The 19,368-nt window shown below is 49.4% G+C and carries 16 protein-coding genes and 1 pseudogene; 3 read left to right on the forward strand and 14 right to left on the reverse strand.

Going from position 1 to position 19,368, the window contains the following annotated elements; translation table 11 throughout:
* Window positions 1–24 precede the first annotated feature (24 nt).
* Entirely contained in the window at window positions 25–897 is an 873-nt protein-coding gene (locus tag QA442_RS18560) for an STAS domain-containing protein (RefSeq protein WP_095432178.1), read from the reverse strand.
* Window positions 898–1,093: 196 nt separating this feature from the next.
* Between QA442_RS18560 and QA442_RS18565 the strand changes: the two genes are divergently transcribed.
* The 3 genes from QA442_RS18565 to hmoA all read left to right on the forward strand — a co-directional run bounded on the left by QA442_RS18565 (window position 1,094) and on the right by hmoA (window position 2,478).
* Entirely contained in the window at window positions 1,094–1,588 is a 495-nt protein-coding gene (locus QA442_RS18565) for a hypothetical protein (protein ID WP_095432177.1), read from the forward strand.
* Window positions 1,589–1,685: 97 nt separating this feature from the next.
* Window positions 1,686–2,048: a VOC family protein gene (locus tag QA442_RS18570; protein ID WP_095432176.1), complete on the forward strand. Its 363-nt coding sequence runs from the start codon at window positions 1,686–1,688 to the stop codon at window positions 2,046–2,048.
* 103 nt (window positions 2,049–2,151) lie between these two features.
* Complete coding sequence (gene hmoA, locus QA442_RS18575) at window positions 2,152–2,478, forward strand: heme-degrading oxygenase HmoA (RefSeq protein WP_069840009.1); 327 nt, start codon at window positions 2,152–2,154, stop codon at window positions 2,476–2,478.
* Window positions 2,479–2,515: 37 nt separating this feature from the next.
* On the opposite strand, the gene QA442_RS18580 is transcribed toward hmoA, so the two are convergent.
* The 13 genes and pseudogenes from QA442_RS18580 to rhgT form a co-directional block, all read right to left on the reverse strand.
* Window positions 2,516–3,211: a DUF421 domain-containing protein gene (locus QA442_RS18580; protein ID WP_069840010.1), complete on the reverse strand. Its 696-nt coding sequence runs from the start codon at window positions 3,209–3,211 to the stop codon at window positions 2,516–2,518.
* Window positions 3,212–3,296: 85 nt separating this feature from the next.
* Entirely contained in the window at window positions 3,297–4,628 is a 1,332-nt protein-coding gene (gene lplD, locus QA442_RS18585) for an alpha-galacturonidase LplD (RefSeq protein WP_279473348.1), read from the reverse strand.
* A gap of 16 nt (window positions 4,629–4,644) precedes the next feature.
* A complete protein-coding gene (locus QA442_RS18590) occupies window positions 4,645–5,532 on the reverse strand; it encodes a carbohydrate ABC transporter permease (RefSeq protein ID WP_095432174.1) in 888 nt (295 codons plus the stop codon).
* Window positions 5,533–5,545: 13 nt separating this feature from the next.
* Window positions 5,546–6,502: pseudogene (locus QA442_RS18595) on the reverse strand (ABC transporter permease).
* A 54-nt stretch (window positions 6,503–6,556) separates the two neighbouring features.
* A complete protein-coding gene (locus QA442_RS18600) occupies window positions 6,557–8,065 on the reverse strand; it encodes an extracellular solute-binding protein (RefSeq protein ID WP_095432200.1) in 1,509 nt (502 codons plus the stop codon).
* A gap of 122 nt (window positions 8,066–8,187) precedes the next feature.
* Entirely contained in the window at window positions 8,188–10,761 is a 2,574-nt protein-coding gene (locus QA442_RS18605) for an exo-rhamnogalacturonan lyase family protein (RefSeq protein ID WP_095432173.1), read from the reverse strand.
* A 44-nt stretch (window positions 10,762–10,805) separates the two neighbouring features.
* Window positions 10,806–12,800: a beta-galactosidase YesZ gene (gene yesZ, locus QA442_RS18610; protein ID WP_095432172.1), complete on the reverse strand. Its 1,995-nt coding sequence runs from the start codon at window positions 12,798–12,800 to the stop codon at window positions 10,806–10,808.
* Window positions 12,801–12,805: 5 nt separating this feature from the next.
* Window positions 12,806–13,459 (reverse strand): rhamnogalacturonan acetylesterase, encoded by a 654-nt coding sequence (locus tag QA442_RS18615; protein ID WP_095432171.1) that lies wholly within the window; start codon window positions 13,457–13,459, stop codon window positions 12,806–12,808.
* A 52-nt stretch (window positions 13,460–13,511) separates the two neighbouring features.
* Complete coding sequence (rhgX, locus tag QA442_RS18620; protein WP_095432170.1) at window positions 13,512–15,350, reverse strand: rhamnogalacturonan exolyase; 1,839 nt, start codon at window positions 15,348–15,350, stop codon at window positions 13,512–13,514.
* A 45-nt stretch (window positions 15,351–15,395) separates the two neighbouring features.
* On the reverse strand, window positions 15,396–17,240 hold the full coding sequence (gene rhgW, locus QA442_RS18625; protein ID WP_481125105.1) for a rhamnogalacturonan lyase: 1,845 nt from the start codon (window positions 17,238–17,240) through the stop codon (window positions 15,396–15,398).
* A gap of 138 nt (window positions 17,241–17,378) precedes the next feature.
* Entirely contained in the window at window positions 17,379–18,005 is a 627-nt protein-coding gene (locus QA442_RS18630; protein WP_095432168.1) for a YesL family protein, read from the reverse strand.
* A complete protein-coding gene (locus QA442_RS18635) occupies window positions 18,002–18,664 on the reverse strand; it encodes a YesU family protein (protein WP_095432167.1) in 663 nt (220 codons plus the stop codon). The genes QA442_RS18630 and QA442_RS18635 overlap by 4 nt, the downstream gene beginning before the upstream one ends.
* Entirely contained in the window at window positions 18,657–19,355 is a 699-nt protein-coding gene (rhgT, locus tag QA442_RS18640; RefSeq protein ID WP_095432166.1) for a rhamnogalacturonan acetylesterase, read from the reverse strand. Before rhgT ends, QA442_RS18635 begins: the two co-directional genes overlap by 8 nt.
* Window positions 19,356–19,368: the final 13 nt, after the last annotated feature.

Raw genomic sequence — 19,368 nt, forward strand, 5'->3', positions numbered from 1 at the left:
GACAATCATATGCCTGGAAACTTCCTATTTGTTTTCTTCCAATTCTTCAACAATACAGCGGACACCCATGTTTTCTAATGCCTGCTTCAGCGTGCCATACGTTTCATAATCACTAAAATCAAGCCCCAATTGAATCGATGTTTGGGCCACATCCGGGCGAATCCCTGAAAATACGGCTTTGACGCCTAATAAGAAAAGCGTTTTAGACAGGTTGTACAATTGCTGCGCCACCATGGTATCCACAATCGGGACACCCGAAAGATCAACAACGAGGCTTGTGATTTTTCTCTCGACACAGCGGACCGGCACTGTTTCTAAAATGATCTGTGCCCGTTTTGTATCAACTGAGCCGATAAGCGGCAATATCCCGATTCCATCAGCAATGGAAATGACCGGACAGCCAAGCTCTGAGATCAGTTCCTGCTGAGATGTAAGCCTCATCAGCATGAATTTTTGGTACTGCTCGGAGAATTCAATAATCAGCTTATCGAACGACTGATTCACAATGCGGTTCCATCGGTCTGCATCTTCATTTGTGACGATCTCCTGATTTTCTTTTATAAATGTGACGACTGCGTCCCAGAATGAGATTCTAGAATTGGATATGGCTTCTACGACCTCATGCACCTGAACATCCTGCTCTACCCTGTTTTTCGCAACGGTTTGCGCCCATTTCGCCATATTTTCTTGAAAATCGGTTTGATCCTCTAGAAACGCGCTTGCAATTGTTATATTGGTAAATGTATGCTGCTCGGTTAAAAGCGTTTTCGTTTCTGCACTTAAATCGTCGGCGGAATACAGCTCTCCTTGTAGCTGGCAGCGTAAACTGAACCATTTCTCAGTAATGTCCGCAGTGTGGTCTATGATATATTGATATAATAATTGATCGATATTCACGGTCTGTCTCCTTTTTCGTAATAGAAGCACTTTCATTATAAAATGATAAATCGAAATTGTGAATAAGACTAGGGAAAAATCAAATGAATCTGCTCCCTGAACGCATTCCAGTTTATATCCATAGGCGAATGCACCAATAAGAGTCTGCCCGCATAAACTGCAGTGTACAGTTTACAATGAGAAAGGGCGTTATCACATGTATTATGTTGATCCTTATATGTTTGCGGGACATTTTTATGAGCCTTGGCCTGCTTTTGAATATGAATATCGATATCCATGGCCTGGCATTGGCAGCGGCGCTGTTCCGGGATTCGGCGGCGGCTCCGGCCCTGGCATTGGCGGCGGCGCTGTTCCGGGATTCGGCGGCGGCTCCGGCCCTGGCATTGGCGGCGGTGCCGTTCCGGGATTCGGCGGTGCGCCACAGGGACCTCCTCCTTCCCAAATACCAGCGAAACCAAAAAAACCGCAGAGTTCTCAAGGAGCCGTTTTGTTAGTTGAACCAATCACCATTCGTCCTTGCCTTTTCCGGTTTACCTATGTTTGGTTAACCAATGGCCGCTCATTTTGGTTCTACCCAATTATCCTTGGCAGAAGATCCGTCGGCGGCTTTTACTGGGATCATTCACGGCGCCGCTGGGTTTATTTCGCCTTAGACACAAATCAGATCGATGTTGTAAGCTGCTCATTTTAATCAAAAATCAGCCGGTTTTCCCGGCTGATTTTTTTTATGTTACTTCGGCCGTAAACAGGTTATAGTATTATTATCTTTGCAACTTGGAGGTTTCCCTATGATCAAACAAATTGGCACTGTAGCTGTATATGTTGAAGACCAGCAGAAAGCGAAACAATTTTGGACTGAGAAGGTAGGCTTTGATATTGCAGCCGACCACCCGATGGGACCTGAAGCAAGCTGGCTGGAGGTTGCGCCAAAAGGTGCTCAGACTCGTTTAGTCATTTACCCGAAGGCCATGATGAAAGGCTCTGAGCAAATGAAGGCTTCTATCGTGTTTGAATGTGAGGACATTTTCGGTACATACGAGAAAATGAAGACAAACGGTGTAGAATTTCTCGGTGAGCCCAATCAAATGGAGTGGGGCACCTTCGTTCAATTTAAGGACGAAGACGGAAATGTGTTTTTATTAAAAGCATAAACTGTGGCGCACGGCGGTTCGATTACGCCCTGCGCTTTCTTTGACATTGAGAATGAATTTCATTTACAATTATTCATATGTGAGAATGATTGGAGTGAGACAAATGTTTGTACAGTTGAGAAAAATGACGGTTAAAGAAGGCTTTGCAGATAAAGTCATAGAACGTTTCAGTGCTGAAGGAATCATTGAAAAACAAGAAGGTTTAATTGATGTGACAGTGCTTGAGAAAAATGTGCGCCGCGGTGATGAAGAAGTTGTTGTCATGATTCGCTGGGAATCAGAGGCTCACTGGAAACAATGGGAAAAAAGCGATGCGCATATCGCCGGCCATAAAGCAAACAAAGGCAAACCAAAGCCTGACTATCTGATCAACACTGAAGTGAGCATGTACCATGTACGTGCTGTCAAACAAGGGACATATAATCAATAAAAAGCTTGCGCCTCGCTGCAAGCTTTTTTTCAAAGAGTCATGTTGATCTGCTTTGTTCGTAGGTTACGGTATACAGCGGATTATTTTTGTGCCACTCCGCAAATAACACGTCCTCCGTCTTATCAATGTTCTTCTTTTTCAATTCTTGCTTCAGCCACTGTTCATCCACACCTGCTTCCTTCAAATTATCTTGCACAATCTCTCCATCTAAGATTAAAGTGATCGGCAGAGAAACAGACTTCGAAGGAATCTGCAAATCCTTATTTATCGGTTTGTCAAAGTCGGATTTGGGGAGCACGCTGACCATCCCGTTTGTTTCAAGAATCGCATATTCTACTTCTTGGATCGAAAAGCACCCCGCTTGCCTCAAAAGGCTTTGCAGCTGGTTAATGTCTATCTTATTTTTCTTCATTACTTTATATTGAAGCTCTCCTTTGCGGATGACGATATTCGGCTCACCCTCCAAGAACTTTCGCGATGATTTCATTTTTTGCGTGATAAATTCAATAACATAAATCAGCACACCCCACAGCAGCGAAGCAAAAATGATTTCTTTGATTTTGATATCATGATCGTAGACGGCATTTCCGACCAATTCTCCTAAAATTAAAGCAGAAATAAAGTCAAACGGCGTAATTTGAGAAAATTGGGTTTTCCCGAGAAGCTTTAAGATGATAAATAAAATGCCTAAACCGCAGACCAGTTCTACCGCAACGCTTAAATAATTTCCCATATTGATAGCACCTACTTCTTGATAATACTATCAGTATGGTCAATGCTTTCCTTTCTAAACCGCGAAAGAAGCTCAAAGCTCCCCCTCAGCTTTGTATGGTGCTTTGATGCATGTCATCGAAAAGCTGCTCTGCATCATTGCGGTCAATCATGACAAGCGGGTCATTGAGGAAGGCTTGAAACGCGAGGCCGGTATCCTTTGTTAAACCGGCTTCCGCCACTGCCTCCTGATTGGATACATGCCTAGCCGCAAGCATTTCCACACCTTTTGGAAGCGCTCCGGAAAAAATCGGCTTGACACTGTTCCTTGTGATGAATGCGTTTGTTTCGACAATGGCTTGTATAGGAAGGTTTGAAACCTGGCCTTGATTCGGCATATTTACATTCGTGACGAGTTCACCCAATCCGAGAAGGGCCGCTATGATGTTCACGCCTTCTTCTCCCGAAGCTTTCCCAGAAACACCCCGTTGTTGCAGAATGAACCGTTCTGTTTCTTTTCGTTTCAGTGCTCTGTCTTGTTTTCTGAATGATATAGGTGTGAGATGGAATTTCCATACCTCAAACTGTTTAAGATATGGGCCGGGAAGAAACTCTGCCAGATGCCTGTCACCGGCAGCAGGGATCGCGCCATATGTTTCAAATAAATCAAACGCAACACGGTGTGCCGAATGAAAGACGCTGTCCCTCCAGCTTTCCCCCTCCAGCTCATATCCTGATTCCCCATAGTGCGAGCTGAATTCACGGAATATAGGCAGCAGGTCAATATGGCGGTAAGAGGCTTCCGTGATCCATGTAAAATGGTTAATGCCGAGCACATTAATGCGGATCTCTTCACGCCGCGGCGCCTCTATTCCTAGCCTTTCCGTGACCATTTCCGCCAATAGCTTTTGCGTCCCGAACACCTCGTGGCAGCAGCCAATCGCTTTGATTCCGGGAAATACTTTATACAGCGTTCTAGTACAGACAGACATCGGGTTTGTATAATTAATGACCCAGGACTCTGGTGCGTAGTCTCTTATTGCCCGGGCAATTTCCGCAAATATCGGGACAGCACGCAAGCCTCTGATGATTCCGCCCGGCCCGACAGTATCACCTACAGACTGATAAATACCGCAGCGCTCTGGCAAGTGAACATCAATTTCCATATCATCCAGAGAACCCGGCAAAATGGAAATAATGACGATATCCGCGCCAGATAGCGCTTTTTTCAAAGTAGAAACGGCCTCATATCTCCATCTGCCGTTTCCACTGTAATTGCCGATCACTTCGTTTCTCTGGGCGGCCTCAAAATCAAGATCATAGAGCGCCACCGTGCCTGACATTCGCTCATCAATCGCCAAATCACTCATCAGGCTTCTGGCCCAGCCTTGAGACCCCCCGCCGATATAGGCAATTTTAATCTGATGTAACGTACTCATATAAACACTCCCTTTCTCAGCCTTTCACCGAGCCAATCAGCATACCCTTTTCAAAGTGTTTTTGTAAAAATGGATAGACCGCCAAAATCGGCAGCGTCGCAATGACAATGACGGCGAGCTTTATACCTTGCTCAGGCGGAACGGCATGTTGCAACGTATCGCCATTGGTCGCCGTTAAATCCGATAAAATCGTGACTTGGCGAAGCACCATTTGCAGCGGCCATTTTGCACTGTCATTGATATATAAGAGAGCGTGGAAGAAATCATTCCAAATCCCGACCGCATAAAACAGCGCAAAGGTCGCGATGACCGGCTTTGACAGCGGCAGGGCGATCCGCCAGAAGACGCCGATTTCGGAACACCCGTCAATTTTTGCCGACTCCTCCAGCTCGCGCGGCAGCTGCTGAAAGAAGTTTTTGATAATAATGAGGTTGAACGGATTAATTGCCATCGGCAGAATCAATGCCCAATACGTATCCAAAAGGCCGAGTGATTTTACGACAAGGTACGTTGGGATCATGCCGCCGGAAAACAGCATCGAGAAAATTACCAGATTCAACAGCAGGTTCCGTCCCTTCACATGCCGCTTCGCAAGCGGATATGCCATCGTGAAGGTGAAAAACAGCTGCACAGCCGTCCCGACCACGGTGATGAAGATGGACACGCCCATGCTTCGAATGAACGTCGGTGTCGAAAACACATACTTGTAAGCATCGAGTGTAAAGGTTTTCGGAAAAATAAAGAAGCTCCGCTGGGCAAGTTCCGCTTCTGTCGCAAAGGAACCAGCGATAATGTACAAAAACGGCAAAATGGTAATCGCGCCGACACCGCCGAGAAACAGAATGTTGCAGACGTCAAACACCCGTCCGGCTTTGGTGTTATGCATCGTGTGAATTTCAGCCATACCTCTCCCTCCTCTAAAACAATCCTTCCTGGTCAAACTTTTTCGCAATGTAATTGGCGCCGAAAATCAAGATGATTCCGACAAGCGATTTAAACAACCCCACCGCCGTGCTGTAGCTGTACGCGCCTTGGGTAATCCCCATCATGTACACGTACGTGTCAAAAATATCAGCCACGCTGCGGTTGAGCGAGTTCGTCATCAAATACACCTGTTCAAAGCCGAGATTCAAAAAGCTACCGATTCTTAAAATCAACAAAACGATAATGGTGCTTCTGATTGCCGGCAGTGTAATATGCCACATTCTCCTGAACCGGCCCGCTCCGTCCATGATGGCGGCTTCATACTGCTCTTAGTCAACAGTTGCCAGCGCGGCCAAAAATAGAATCGTCCCCCAGCCTGTCTCCTTCCAAATGCTTTGCATCACAATCATCGGGCGGAACCAGTCTGCATCCGACAAGAAAGAAATTTGCTCACCTGTCAGGCTCATGATCATTTTGTTGATCACACCTGTATCGACAGTAAAGAAAACGAAGGTGATGCTGACCACAATTGTCCAGGATACAAAATGGGGCACGTAAATAAAGGTTTGGATACATCTTTTATACACGGCCTTTCTCACCTCATTCAAAAGCAATGCCAAAATGAGCGGCGCGGGAAAGGCAAACAGAAGATCCAAGCTCGCCAGCATGAGGGTGTTGCGCAGCAGCCGGAAAAAATCCGGATTCATAAAAAAGTCTTTGAAGTAATCAAAGCCGACCCATTCGCTTTTCCAGAAGCCGAGATATGGCGAATAGTCTTTAAATGCGATCAGGACGCCCCACATCGGCAAGTATTTGAAAATCAAAAAATAAAGCAGACCTGGAATAAGAAGAAGATAAAGCCATTTGTCCCGTTTGAGCGCAGCCATCCAGCTGATGCCTTTTCCAGCAGTGAGAACAGGTGAATCTCCCTTCTTCGGCACTGTTTCCATATCTGTTCTCCTTTCGTGGTACCGGCGCGCCCGCCGAGTAGCAGGCGCATCGGTTTATTTTGACGATTGGTACAATTTGTTCAAGTCCTTCATCAGGTCATTGCCGCCGCTTTTTTTCCAAAGCTCCACTGCATCAGCGAACCCTTTTTCATCAATTTCTCCAATGATAAATTGTGTTCTCGCGTCGAGGATGATGTTGTCAAGCTGGGCTCCTTTTTGGGTATAGACATCAGATACAAGCGACTCAGCCGGGTTAAAGACGGCTATTTTTTCTCCTTCGGTTATGATGTCCTTGCGATGCTGGAAGAGCTTGGTTTTCTGGTCTTCGATGTAATACTCGCTTTTCGGAATCGACATGCTGAACTGTGCCAAGCCTTCATGCTCATACAGGAGAGATTTGTTGTTTTTTTCAAGTGAGGTGAATACGCCGTCCTTGAGCTCGTAATTCCGGCCCTTCACTCCGTTGTTCGTGAGAATCTGCGCTTCCTTATCATTCATCTTATCGAGGAAGGACAGCACCTCTTTCAGCTCTTTTTCGGTTTTGACGCTTGATTTTGGTATCGTGATCATGCCTGAATAACCAGATGTCGGGAAGGTGCGCTTGCCATTCGGTCCCTCAAGCGAGCCGACGATATCAATGATATCCTTGTTCGACTCATCCGCCTCCTCCATCGCGCTTTGGATTTGAGACGCTCTTGAGCCTGTATCAACGATGACACCCGCTTTTCCTTTTACAACCGGATCATTCCACTTCGCAGAATCCATGACAGCAAAATCCTTATTGATCAATCCCTCATCATAGAGCTTTTTAAAAAACGTGAGCGCCTCCATGTATTCCTTCGTTGTAAAATCCGGAATCAGCTTTCCGTTTTCAACACCGTAGCGGTTCGGAGCGCCGAACCAGATTTGCAGAACATCCCATGGGCTTCCGTTGCCGAGTCCCATCCATTTCGGCACGACCATGCCGTACGTATCATCCTTGCCGTTTCCGTCAGGATCTTTTTCCTTAAAGGCTTTCAGCACTTCATAGAAATCATCAAGCGTTTCCGGCATATCCAGACCGACATTTTTCAGCCAGTCGGTTCTGATGATCATACACGCCCTGATCAGGTCCCTCGTTCTGTAGACTCCGTACACCTCGCCGTTCACCGAGCTGTTCTTCAAAATCTTTTCATCTGCCTGACTTAAATTCTTGTAGTCTTTTAAATAAGGGGACAGCTCCCAAAATACCCCTGCTTTGACAGACTTGATAAAGCCGGCTGACTTATCTTTAATGACAATCGCGTGAGGCATCTCTCCTGAAGCCATGACGATGTTGAATTTGTCGTTGTAGGATGAATCAGGCACCCATGTGACTTTAATCTCTTTGCCTGTGTATTTTTCGAGCGCTTTTAATGAAGGGCTCTTTTCACTCGGGCTTTCCGGCGACAAGAGCGGCGCCATAATGTTAATCGTGTCTTTCGAACCGCCCGCTGAACTGGATGTTTCCGAATGGCTGCATCCGGCGATCATCATGGCAGCAAGCGGCAGAGCCAGCCATTTTTTTCGCATTTTTATTTTCATGATGCGTAAGTCCCCCTTTTTTTCACTTTGCATTTCCCCTTTGCCCCTCTCAATATAAAGCGCTTACATAAATTCTTGCAATCTTCATTTTTTGCTTCGTTTCTCCTATGAAATTCCGGCTGTTATCCTTTTTTGCCCGACGTTTCTTTTTTTGCCGGAAGAGAATCTCCGATCAGTTCCAGTGCTGCTATGACGTTTAAACACCATTGGGAGACGGTGTTTGTTGTCACCCATGGAAGCTCCTCCAGCTGCGTCCATGTCTCGATGCGCTCGGGTTTGATCGGAAGCGGCGTATGGCTGAGCTTATCATCTAGCAAAAGATTCCACGCTTTGGCGGCGAGATGAGGATCTTGTTTTTTTCTCGCGGCGTAGGCTGTCATGGCAGCTGCGAACATTGGCCAGTGAAAATGCCCGTCATGAAGCGCGCCTCCGCTTTTTTTGCGTTTTTCCTCATCACTGAGGGTGTAAAATTCGCCGAATTCACTCAGCATTTCCTCCCATTCCCGGTCATCAAGAAGCTCAGCCAGCTCCATCCACACTTGCGGCGCGCCGAAGGCAATGATCATATGATATCCGCCCGCAATGCCGTCTCCCATGTGATGAAGCATCGAAGTCGCCGGATCATATTCAAATGTCGGGCCGGATAATAAGCGGAGCGGCAGCTGCTTTAGACAGTTGATGCCCGTTTCGATTTTTTTGAGATATTCCGGATTTTCGGTACGCTCCCATTCCGCCAGCCAGTTTGAGCAAAACGCCGCCCAGTCCGGTCCCGTTCTCACGTGAGTCGGGTGCTTGCCTTTCTCGTAAAAAGCGCGCATCGGATCGGTTTTGACAAGGGCATAATCGGCGTCCTTCACTTCTGTCAAAAGATCTCCCGTCCGCTCATCACCCGTCAGATAATAATAGAATTTATAAAGCCCGGCCATGCTAATTCTCGCTTCCTTGCAGCCGCATCCCCAGTGCACAACGTTATGCCGTGAGCCAAGCCCGGCGTATTCACCGAGATGAAAGCTGTCCGTTTCACTCGTGTGGCGGGTCATGGCTTCTGCCATTCGGAAGATATCCTCTCTGCCTGAGCGGAAAAACGCCTGCCACAGCCATACGGTCGGAACGAGCTCATTGTTTTGCCATGCGTATCCGCCGAGATCATATCGCCACATGTGCCGAATTGGATCATACGTATGCATGACATCGCCATAATGCCAAAATCCGTACCATTTGCGCTGCTCTACTTCCTTTTTATAAAACAGAAAGGCGGCGTCAAGCTGTTCCTCCAGCTCTTTTTTGAGCGGATGGGATGTGTCAATGATGCTCCAAACCCCGAGCGCTTTTGATTCGTAATAGACGTTCGGCTCGCATACCAAGAGCGGCGGCGCCTGCCATTTGTCAGCGAGCGCATTCAGGACATCATCAGACGGCATGTGCGAAAAGCACGCCAGGCTGATTTCATTCGTGTTCGCAATGCCGGTCGGATCAGAGCGCATTTCATCAAAGCCTTCATACGCGCTGGCCACATGGGTATTTCCTGTATAATGCCGCAAATCCATCGCTTCGCCGTCCGGGGACCAAAGCCAGACGGTCATTTTTGTACTGCTGCCGGCAAGACCTGTGATTTCTAGAGCTGACGGATATTTCTCAAAGAAATACCGCAGGCCGAGAGCCACACCGCCATTTTCGCCGCCCGCATAGCAAAGCCCCTTCGCCCGGCTGCCATGCAGCATGCCGACCCACGCATAATCTTTTCCGGTCCGTTTTGACAGGCTGTAATGATCGCTTGAATCCTGAACAAGCTTCACATCGTCCCATACCGCATTCTGTGTTCCGTGCGCAAACCATTCCTTATGCTCTTCATCTGGTGACAGCGTTTCGCCATTGATTTGTTTTTCATAAAGCGGATACCGTTCATTGAATTTACGTGTGCCAAACAGTTGGGCGGGTTCTTTGTACATCCCTTTCTCTCCCGCAAAACGAAAATGGCGGTTGTACGGCTCTCCCTCCAAAAAAAGGTCAAATTCGATGCCGAGCCCCTTAATGAATTCTTGTTTACCGCTCCTGTCAATCAGCTGCGTGTGCACAAGGCCGATCTCAGACAGCCCGGCATAAAACGTCAAACGGATGACAAACGGCAGCCATTCTTCATTCGTTTTATGGAGCACATGAACTCCCTCGATTTTGACCACTGCTTTGACAGGACCGCTTTGCTCAATCGCCGCCTGTTTGATAAGGCTGACAGATGTTTCTTGAAAAAGAACCGTTTCCGCCGCTGACTCCTTTCTCGTTTCTCTTATGGCAACGAGCCTCCCGCCTGCGGCGATCGGCTTTCCGTTGATCTGCAGCGATTGAATGAAATCAAAGCCTGTTTTATGAATGGTACAGACGAGCGTTCCTGTATCCACTTGGATGTCATGCGCTGACTCGTGAATGCTGATCGATTTTGTCGGCTGCGGTGCTTCTCCTTTTTGTACTGTAAAGCTTTGGTTCTCCCGACCGCCAAACACCGCCGCGTGCTTCGTCCACTTGATGCTCCCGTCCGGCCAATAGGCCGACGGTTCGCTTTGCACATATCGCATTTCCGCGTTTTCATTCAGAAGCGCCAAACGGTCTCCTTTTTTACATTCTGCTTTTTTCCAGGGCACGCCCCACGTCACACCGCTTGTCACCTTTGGCTGTTCTGATAACCATTTGATCCTTTTCATCGGTCCTCTCCCTCCATAGAAAAAAGCTGATTCGATGCAAAGAATCAGCTGTGATTGTCAAACTGAATTACACGGTATTCATGCGGTCCCACCGCCAGCCTCCCCGCCTTTTCCAAACGTTTTTTCAACAGATCCGTTCCCGCTTCCGGCAGTGTCACGCTTCCGCCTTTTCCATCCATATTCACGATGATCCACACGAGGCCGTTATCGCCTTTGCGCGGGGCAACGATCGTGCCGGCTGTCACATCCGAGCGGACAGAAATGGCTGCCTCAGCGGCGTAATGCCTGACAAGCGCCTCCAGCATCGCATCCCCGTCTTTCCCGGTTGGAAGCGAGCCCAGCATGACGATTTTCCCCTCGCCGTAATTTCGTTCCGTCAAAAAAGCGTGGCCCGCTCCCGGTCCCGATTCAACCGTGCCAAGGGTGTTTCCGCTCTCTGTGTCAAACACCGCGCTCCACAGCCCGAGCGGCGCCGTGATGCCAAACGCTTTTCCTGTATTCATGTTCTCGTTCATCGGAAAGGTGAACAGCGTTTTGATCCCTGACGTTTTCTCAAGTTCGCCAAGTCCGCAATCGGTATGAATCGTATGCTCGCATGTGCGCCCTCCTGTCAGCGGCCCGGCGATCCAGATGCCGCCGGCTTCAGCGAACGCCGAAGCCTTTTGGATAAATTCAGAAGACAAATGCGGCACAAATGGCGTAAACAGCAAACGATAGCCGTCCAGCGGAGCGCCTTCCGGAATGAGGTCACGGAGAATCCCCGTATTGAGAAGGCGTTCATAAAAATGCGTCACAAGCGAACGGTGCCGGAGTCCCCGGTGAGGCTCAGTTTTGATAAATGCTTTTGCTCTGTCAGAGTACGTCATCGCTGCCTCGGCTTGAACGGGTTCAGTCGATAGAATAATCGGTTCGATTTCCTTTCTTGCCCGCTCAACCGCCAGCACATTTGGGTAGCCGATGGTGGGCTCGCCCCAGGCACTGAGAACCGAACCGTGGGAAATCTCGCTGCCTGAACGCTGCTGCCTCCACAGCCAGTAGCAAAACCCCTGGCTTCCTAAGGCGTAGGACGATACGGCTTCGGCCTGCAAATACCCGTCGGCGTGCGGGTAAGCGGAGCTTTCAAGCGAGGCGGCATACGACGGACTCGTTTCCAAAATCCAAAATGGGCGCCCCTGTTTCAGGTTTCTCCATAAATCACAGTTCAATAAAAAGGCAGAGGCGTTTTCCTGCGAAGCGTACGTATCATAGGAGGCAAAATCGAGATTCTGAAACATTCGCTCATTGTCCACGCTGAACATGACTGATCCGTTATGCGTGATCGGCGCATCTGAATAGCAGCGGATGATTTTGGCCTGTTCATCCGCAAACGAAGCGATCATCTCCATCGAAAACAGCTGATACATGGTCCTTAAAGAGGCGTGATGCAGAAACGGGGCCGGCCCCGGCTGCGGCACTTGCTCAAACGTCTGATAGGTTTCGCTCCACACACCGGTTCCCCATGCTTCGTTTAACCGCTCAATCACGCAATAGCGGTTTCTGAGCCAGTCATGCCATAAGCGCAAGCATGTCTCACACATGCATTCTGCGACATGGCATTTAAACTCATTGTCTAGCTGCCAGCCGATCAGCCCCGGGAGCCTGCCAAGCTCCTTGGCGATGGCTGTCGTGATGATGGCGGCTCTTTTTCGGAAGTATGGGTTGTTCGTACAGGCGTGCTGACGGGAGCCATGCCCCATGATCTCTCTTTTTTCATTGACATGCATGCGTTCGGGCCAGCCGTGTGACAGCCAAATCGGCGGGGTAGGCGTCGGCGTGCACATGATCGTCTCGATGCCGCTATCATACAGCCGGATGATGATTTCTTTGAAAAAACCGATGTCAATTTTTCCTTCTTCAGGTTCCATGACAGACCAGGCAAATTCGCCAATCCGCACAACATTCACGCCAACTTCACGCATGATGTCAATGTCCTGCTGAATCGTCTCTTCATCCCATAATTCCGGATAATAGCAAGCCCCATGATATAGTTTTCTCCTCACATTCTTCACCCTTCTTTGATGATCGATTCTATCAATGGCAGGCCGAGCTCCTTTATGCCTCTTGCCACAAGTTTCGCCATTTCATTTGCGCCTTTTTTTGTAAAATGCGTGTAATCGTTAATCCCTTCTGACACCATAAAATAGGTGTACACCTTTTCCTCGCCCTTCTCAGTAAAGAAAGCAAGGCTTTTCTCCATCAGATCTATGAGCTGGACATTCTCCTCAGCAGCCGTCTGCTTCATGGCAATGCAATAATCAGGAAAATCGTTCAAAAACACGCCGTTTTCGTAGTGAAATCTCGCTACAGGGGTAATGAGAAGCGGATGGGCGCCTTTTTCCCGCGCGCCTGCGATGTACTGTTTTAAATATTGTTTATAGGTAGTATAGGGCTCGGTGTAGCGCTCCGGCTTATTTTTCGATGCGTCATTATGGCCCATCTGCACAAACAGCCAATCATCCGGCTCGATCACATCAAGGATCGCCTGAAGCCTGCCCTCTTCCACAAATGTTTTCGAGCTTCTTCCCCCAATCGCTCTGTTGATTACTAGAATATGCTCCGGCAGATGCGAGCCGAGAAACTGCCCCCAGCCCCCTTGATTTGTGCTGTCTCCATACGTTTGAACAGTCGAATCGCCGGCAAGATAAATATGATTTGCCATTTTTTCATTCCTCCTCGTTTTTTATACGGCTGCTTCTTATCCCTTAGTCCTCTTACAGTGATGCCTCAGCTTTACTGCCCGCTATGTACAGTTCGGGCTTCGGCGGCTTTTTCATCCCTGTACCGAGATAAAAGCTCGTGTGCGGCGGCTGGTTGTAGGCGGTATTCTGCCAGGCGATGCCGAGCCTGTAAACCGGATCGTGCATCAGCGTGTAAAAACGGTGGCGAGTGAGATGTGTCGTTGTATAGATACGGAGTGCGCTGCTGTCTTCCGTTCTCCATATCACTTCTTCCCGCCAGTCCCCGAACAGGTTGGCCTGAAGAACCGGATTTCCTTTCGTGCCATTGTTGGACAGCACGCCGTCCGGCCGAAATATCGTCTTCAGACAGCTGTTTTCAGCATCCCATTTTTCAATCTTTGGCCTGCCAATCGTTCCGTCCCAGTCATGATCAAGCAGTTCTCTGACCAAATCTCCGTCCCACCAGATGGCGAAATTGGCTGAAGCGGGCGCTTTGTCGCTGATTTTTTCTCCTTTGCTCGTAAAAAGCCCATACGACATACCATCATTGCCCGGCGGATCAATTCCCCAGACGAGCGACCCTTTGTAGCTTGGATCAATATGAGCCGCCATGCCCCGGCCAACATCAGTTCCAGCGTGGACGCCCCATAATATCTCACCGGTTCCGGCATCCCGCAGTGACAGTCCGTACGGCTTCGCGGCATCCTCATGCACCTGGAACACCTCAAGCCCTTTTCGTGACGGGTCCAGATCCCCTACATGCATCGCGTCTCCGTGTCCGAGCCCCGTTGAGTACAGGCCGGTTCCGTCATGATCGACCGCCATTGCGCCATAGATGATTTCATCCTTTCCGTCTCCGTCCACATCTGCCACGCTCAAGCTGTGGTTCCCCTGTCCTGCGTACGCTTCATGTCCCGGCTGGTTGGAGTCAAATACCCAGCGTTTTTTGAGCCTTCCGTTTCTGAAATCGTATGCCACGAGCACCGCTCTCGTATAGTAGCCGCGTGCCATTACAAGGCTCGGCCGCTCCACATCCAAGTAAGCGATTCCGGCGAGAAAACGGTCCATCCGGTTTCCATAGCCGTCTCCCCAATCCTCCAGCTTGCCGCGGGGCGGTTCATATTCAACAGTGGTGAGCGCCTCACCGGTTTCTCCTTTAAACACGGTCAAATATTCCGGTCCGGACAGAATTCTGCCCTGTTCGTTCCTAAAATCGGCATGCTCATCACCGATGATATGTCCTTTCCCGTCTGTTGTGCCGTCAGCTGTTTTCATAGTGATTTCTGCTTTTCCGTCACCGTCCAGGTCATACACCATAAATTGCGTATAATGAGCGCCCGCTCTGATGTTTCTGCCGAGGTTGATGCGCCACAAAAAGGTGCCGTCCAGTTTATAGGCATCTATGAGCACCTCCCCGGTATAACCGTCATGAGCGTTGTCTTTTGAATTGGACGGATCCCACTTCAGGATTATTTCATATTCTCCATCCCCATCTACATCTCCGACACTGGCATCATTGGCGCTGTAAGTGTACGGCTTTCCGTCCGGCGTCACACCGCCTTCCGGTTTGGCAAGCGGAACCTCAAGAACATTTTCCTGCCAAACACGTGCTTCCTTGGAAAGCTTTTCTTCCCGTCCTTTATTGACAGCCGCCACTTGATAAACAGAGTCTGCCGTTCCGTTTTGATCAAGAAAATTAGTGCTGTCAGCGATCGGATCGCGGGTGATTCGCTTTCCATCCCGATAAAGGTGAAAAGCCGTCGTCTCATGATCCGTTCCGAGAAAACGCCAGCTGACAAACACGCCCTGTTCTGTCTGTACCGCAATCAAACCTCTGGTCAAGTATTCCATTTGCCTCTTTTTTGGTTTCATTTGATGGGAACGGGCTGCACGCAGCCCGTTCCTTCCCCCTTTCAGTTAAGGCGTATACATATTTGGTTTTGGCTGTTCCGCCATGCCGTCTTCTAAAAAGAAGCTTGTGTGCGGCGGCTGGTTATAGGCGACATTTTGCCAGGCGATGCCAAGCCGGTACACAGGATCATGCATCAGCGTGTACAGCCTGTGCTCAGTCGGAATGGCCGTCGTATAAATGCGGAGCGCACTGCTGTCCTCCGTTCTCCACACCACTTCCTCACGCCAGTCACCAAGCAGGTCAGCCTGAAGTGACGGCGTTGCTTTTGTGCCGTTGTTTGCGGCTGCGCCTGATGCGGTCAGCACATTTTTCGATGCGCCGTTTTGATAATCCCACTTATCAATTCGGTTGCTGTCCAGCTGTTCCCGCAGCAGGTCGCCGTCCCACCAGATGCCGAAGTTGGTCGAGGACGGAGCCCCGCTTCCGATTTTGGCCCCTTTCGCTGAGTAAAGGGAACCGTTGGCCCACACTTCCTGCCCCGGATAACGCGGGTCGATATCAGCAGCCATTCCGCGGCCTACATCCTTGCCGGCATAAACGCCCCAAAGGATTTTTCCGGTTGCCGCATCACGGAAGGATAAGCCGTATTTGGCGTTTTTGTCCTCATGTACCTGAAACACCTCAAGCCCCGGCCGGCTCGGATCAAGATCCCCGGCATGGAGGGCATCCCCATGGCCTAAGCCCGTTGAGTACATGCCTTTGCCGTCATGATCAACAGCCATTGAGCCGAAAATAATCTCATCTTTTCCATCCCCGTCAACGTCCGCAATGCTCAGGTTGTGATTCCCTTGTCCTGCGAACGCTTCATTTCCTGGCTTTGAGGAGTCAAGCGTCCAAAGCTTTGACAGCTTTCCGTCCCTGAAGTTATAAGCGACTAGCATGGTTTTGGCATAATACCCTCTGGTCATGATCAGGCTCGGCCGCTGTCCATCAAGGTAGGCGATGCCGGCGAGAAAACGGTCAACACGGTTGCCGTAGCTGTCTCCCCAATCCGATACATTGCCGCGCGCCGGTTCAAAATTTGCGGTGACAAGTTCTTTCCCGGTTGCCCCCTGGAACACAGTAAGGTATTCCGGTCCTGACAGCACACGCCCCTGTTCATTTCTGTAATCAGCATTGGCATTTCCAATCACTTTTCCAGTGCCATCTTTTGTCCCGTCCGCCGTTTTCATCGCCACTTCCGCTTTTCCGTCACCATCAAGGTCATACACCATAAACTGGGTGTAGTGCGCGCCCGCTCTGATGTTTTTGCCGAGATTGATCCGCCATAGCTTCGTTCCGTCCAGTTTATACGCGTCAATCAGCACGTCACCTGTATAGCCATCCTGCGAGTTGTCTTTTGAGTTAGATGGGTCCCATTTCAGGATTAGCTCGTATTGCCCGTCACCATCCACATCGCCAACACTTGCGTCATTGGCGCTGTAGGTGTAAGTTTCACCTTTTGGTGTCGTGCCGCCAGCCGGTTTATCCAGCGGGACGGAATGATACGGCTGCGCCCATACGGAGGCTTTTTCAGATGCCGCCTGTTCGGTGCCGTTAACGACGGCACGAACCGTATACGTTGAGCCGGCCGATCCGTTTTTATCCACATAGTTCGTGGCTTTGACAGGCGCAGCATTCAGTTTTTGCCCGTCTCTGTACACATTGAACAAAGCAGATGCGTTTTCAGTGCCAAGAAACCGCCAGCTGACAAAAATGCCTCCTTCCGTCTTGACCGCGACAAGCTCCCGGTTCAGCGCTTCCATCTGCCGCGCTGCCCCTTCAGCTTTCACAGGATATACAGAGGCTCCCATCACCAACAAGACCAGCAACGTAACAGTGGTAAACATACGTTTCCTTCGTGTAATCATCAGACAGCTCCTTCTCATTTTTCTGTAAGCGCTTACCTAAATTGGATTTTATGCGCTGTGTGAGCTGTCTTCAATTTCACTTTTTTGCATCTGCCTATTTCAGCCACTGCACTTTTTTGCGTATGTGTCATTTTTTTGTTACCCGGCTTGGTGATGCTGGGCCTCCGTCTTTTGAAATCCCCTAAGAGCAAAAAACATCATCACAAGCCCAAATAAACATGGGCCGTAAAATGGAATCAGGCCGGGAAGCGTATACAGCAAATAAAGGACAAATCCGCACCCGATCAGCATACAGCCGGTCGTCAGCGGGCTCATGGCTCCAAACAGCAGTGCCTGCGGAATATATTTGCGAAGCGGGAGCTGGTAATGCACATAAAGGGGAAACACATACATCAGCGCGATGATATACAATAGCCCTGCAAGCAGCGTGCAGCTTGTTACGGCAAAGGACAGCCAATCCGTACTGGCCGAAAAATAATGATAGTTCGCGGACAATATGAGCAAAAGAGCCGAAAACGCCAATCCGATCGCATTAACTTTGAGAAACTCTTTTTTATAGGTATCAAGAAATAACGGAAATACCGGTACATCCTTTTGCCCCATCAGCCATTTTCTTATCACGGCACACATCGCGGCTGTGCTCGGCGCCCAACCGAAAAGAACGCCGCCCAAAAGGGTAAACAACAGCCACAGCCCGTTGAGCCATGCGATTTTCACCACCACTTCGCATCCTGCATAAAGTGCATCCGTTACGGCCGTCTTCATCTTCTCACCGCTTGATGTACGGCAAAATCTCTGTAAGCGGCTTTCATGGGCGCCATCTGCCGGAACCCGATTTTTCCTTTAGTTAATATAGGCCCGTATGTGTTGCCGTCGTCCATCCACTCAAGAATGGGTAGATCATTGATTGAAAAGCGCACATAGCCTTTGTCTTTAATGAGCTTCATACGATACGGAGAATCAGCGTCGTCTGGAGAAGGCAGCGGATCGGCTCCCATTGCGGCGAGGTGGAAACCGCGGCTTTTTCTTAAATTGCAGGTGCGGAATGCTCTTTCCTCCGGGTATTTTCTGCGGAAATATGACAGGTGGAGAGTGTTGATGTCCCCTGAATGATACTCGGGGTATTTTCCCGTTCTTTTCTGGAGGCTTGGATCAAATAAATCCTCGCCCCCAATCCCTACAGCGGAAAAAAACAGCATACATAGTCCCGGCTGCTCAATCGGGGAGAAATCCCATGTCACTATGATGCCGTCGGGAAAGGTTTCCGGACACCAAAAGACAAAGTGCGCTTCGTCCTGGACATGTGACAGGTGCATGCTGTGATCATCAAATGAGATCTGTCCGCCACCCTCCATCCGCCAGTTCTTCACATCGCTTTCTGACCGGAGCGGATTTCGGTACAGGCACGCGCCTTTCTTATACATGTTCTTTTCCCTCCCGGCTCACAAGATGGTCCTTCAGCGGAAGTCCGAGCTCTTCAATGCCTTCTGCCACAAGCTTCGCAACCTCCATTGCACCTTTTTCCGAAAAATGCGTATTGTCCTCAATGCCGTCCGGATAATTCGGATGTTCATTCGGCTGAAACCAAACGAACAATCGCTTTGACTCCTCAGGACCGTATGCTTCATACAGCACCTTTGTTTTCGCGAGCAGATCAATCACAGGTACATCGAGCTCCTTCGCCAGTGCTTTCATCGCATCGGGATACTCACCGAGTGTATGCTCGATCCGTCCGTTTTCGTCAAAGCGGCGGCGCTGCACCGATGTGACGAAAACAGGATGCGCACCTTTTTCGCGTGCCGCATCTGCAAACAAAGTAAGGAACTTCTGAAATGTGGAGTACGGCTTCGTCCCCCGCGGTTTTTGGTCATTGTGGCCGAATTGAATCAACAAATAATCGCCTTGTGTCATGCCCTCGGCAATTGCTTGAAGCCTCCCTTCCTCCACAAAAGAATTGGTGCTCGCTCCTCCTTTGGCGTGATTGTGCACCACTACCTCTTCAGAAAACAATTGCCCGAATACCTGCCCCCATCCCGCCATCGGCGCTTCATGAGGCGGGCAGTCACTCACAGTGGAATCCCCGGCCAAAAATATGTGAATCGGTTTCTCCATCACATGTTCTCTCCTT

This window comes from Bacillus stercoris, assembly GCF_029772985.1.
In the GTDB taxonomy this organism is placed as follows: Bacteria; Bacillota; Bacilli; order Bacillales; family Bacillaceae; genus Bacillus; species Bacillus stercoris.

What these genes read in the sequence shown, in the direction of transcription:
- QA442_RS18565 (WP_095432177.1), top strand. Translation starts at nt 1,094, where the DNA reads ATGTATTATGTTGATCCTTATATGTTTGCGGGACATTTTTATGAGCCT.
- QA442_RS18570 (WP_095432176.1), top strand. Translation starts at nt 1,686, where the DNA reads ATGATCAAACAAATTGGCACTGTAGCTGTATATGTTGAAGACCAGCAG.
- hmoA (WP_069840009.1), top strand. Translation starts at nt 2,152, where the DNA reads ATGTTTGTACAGTTGAGAAAAATGACGGTTAAAGAAGGCTTTGCAGAT.
- QA442_RS18580 (WP_069840010.1), bottom strand. Translation starts at nt 3,211, where the DNA reads ATGGGAAATTATTTAAGCGTTGCGGTAGAACTGGTCTGCGGTTTAGGC.
- lplD (WP_279473348.1), bottom strand. Translation starts at nt 4,628, where the DNA reads ATGAGTACGTTACATCAGATTAAAATTGCCTATATCGGCGGGGGGTCT.
- QA442_RS18590 (WP_095432174.1), bottom strand. Translation starts at nt 5,532, where the DNA reads ATGGCTGAAATTCACACGATGCATAACACCAAAGCCGGACGGGTGTTT.
- QA442_RS18600 (WP_095432200.1), bottom strand. Translation starts at nt 8,065, where the DNA reads ATGAAAATAAAAATGCGAAAAAAATGGCTGGCTCTGCCGCTTGCTGCC.
- QA442_RS18605 (WP_095432173.1), bottom strand. Translation starts at nt 10,761, where the DNA reads ATGAAAAGGATCAAATGGTTATCAGAACAGCCAAAGGTGACAAGCGGT.
- QA442_RS18615 (WP_095432171.1), bottom strand. Translation starts at nt 13,459, where the DNA reads ATGGCAAATCATATTTATCTTGCCGGCGATTCGACTGTTCAAACGTAT.
- rhgX (WP_095432170.1), bottom strand. Translation starts at nt 15,350, where the DNA reads ATGAAACCAAAAAAGAGGCAAATGGAATACTTGACCAGAGGTTTGATT.
- rhgW (WP_481125105.1), bottom strand. Translation starts at nt 17,240, where the DNA reads ATGATTACACGAAGGAAACGTATGTTTACCACTGTTACGTTGCTGGTC.
- QA442_RS18630 (WP_095432168.1), bottom strand. Translation starts at nt 18,005, where the DNA reads ATGAAGACGGCCGTAACGGATGCACTTTATGCAGGATGCGAAGTGGTG.
- QA442_RS18635 (WP_095432167.1), bottom strand. Translation starts at nt 18,664, where the DNA reads ATGTATAAGAAAGGCGCGTGCCTGTACCGAAATCCGCTCCGGTCAGAA.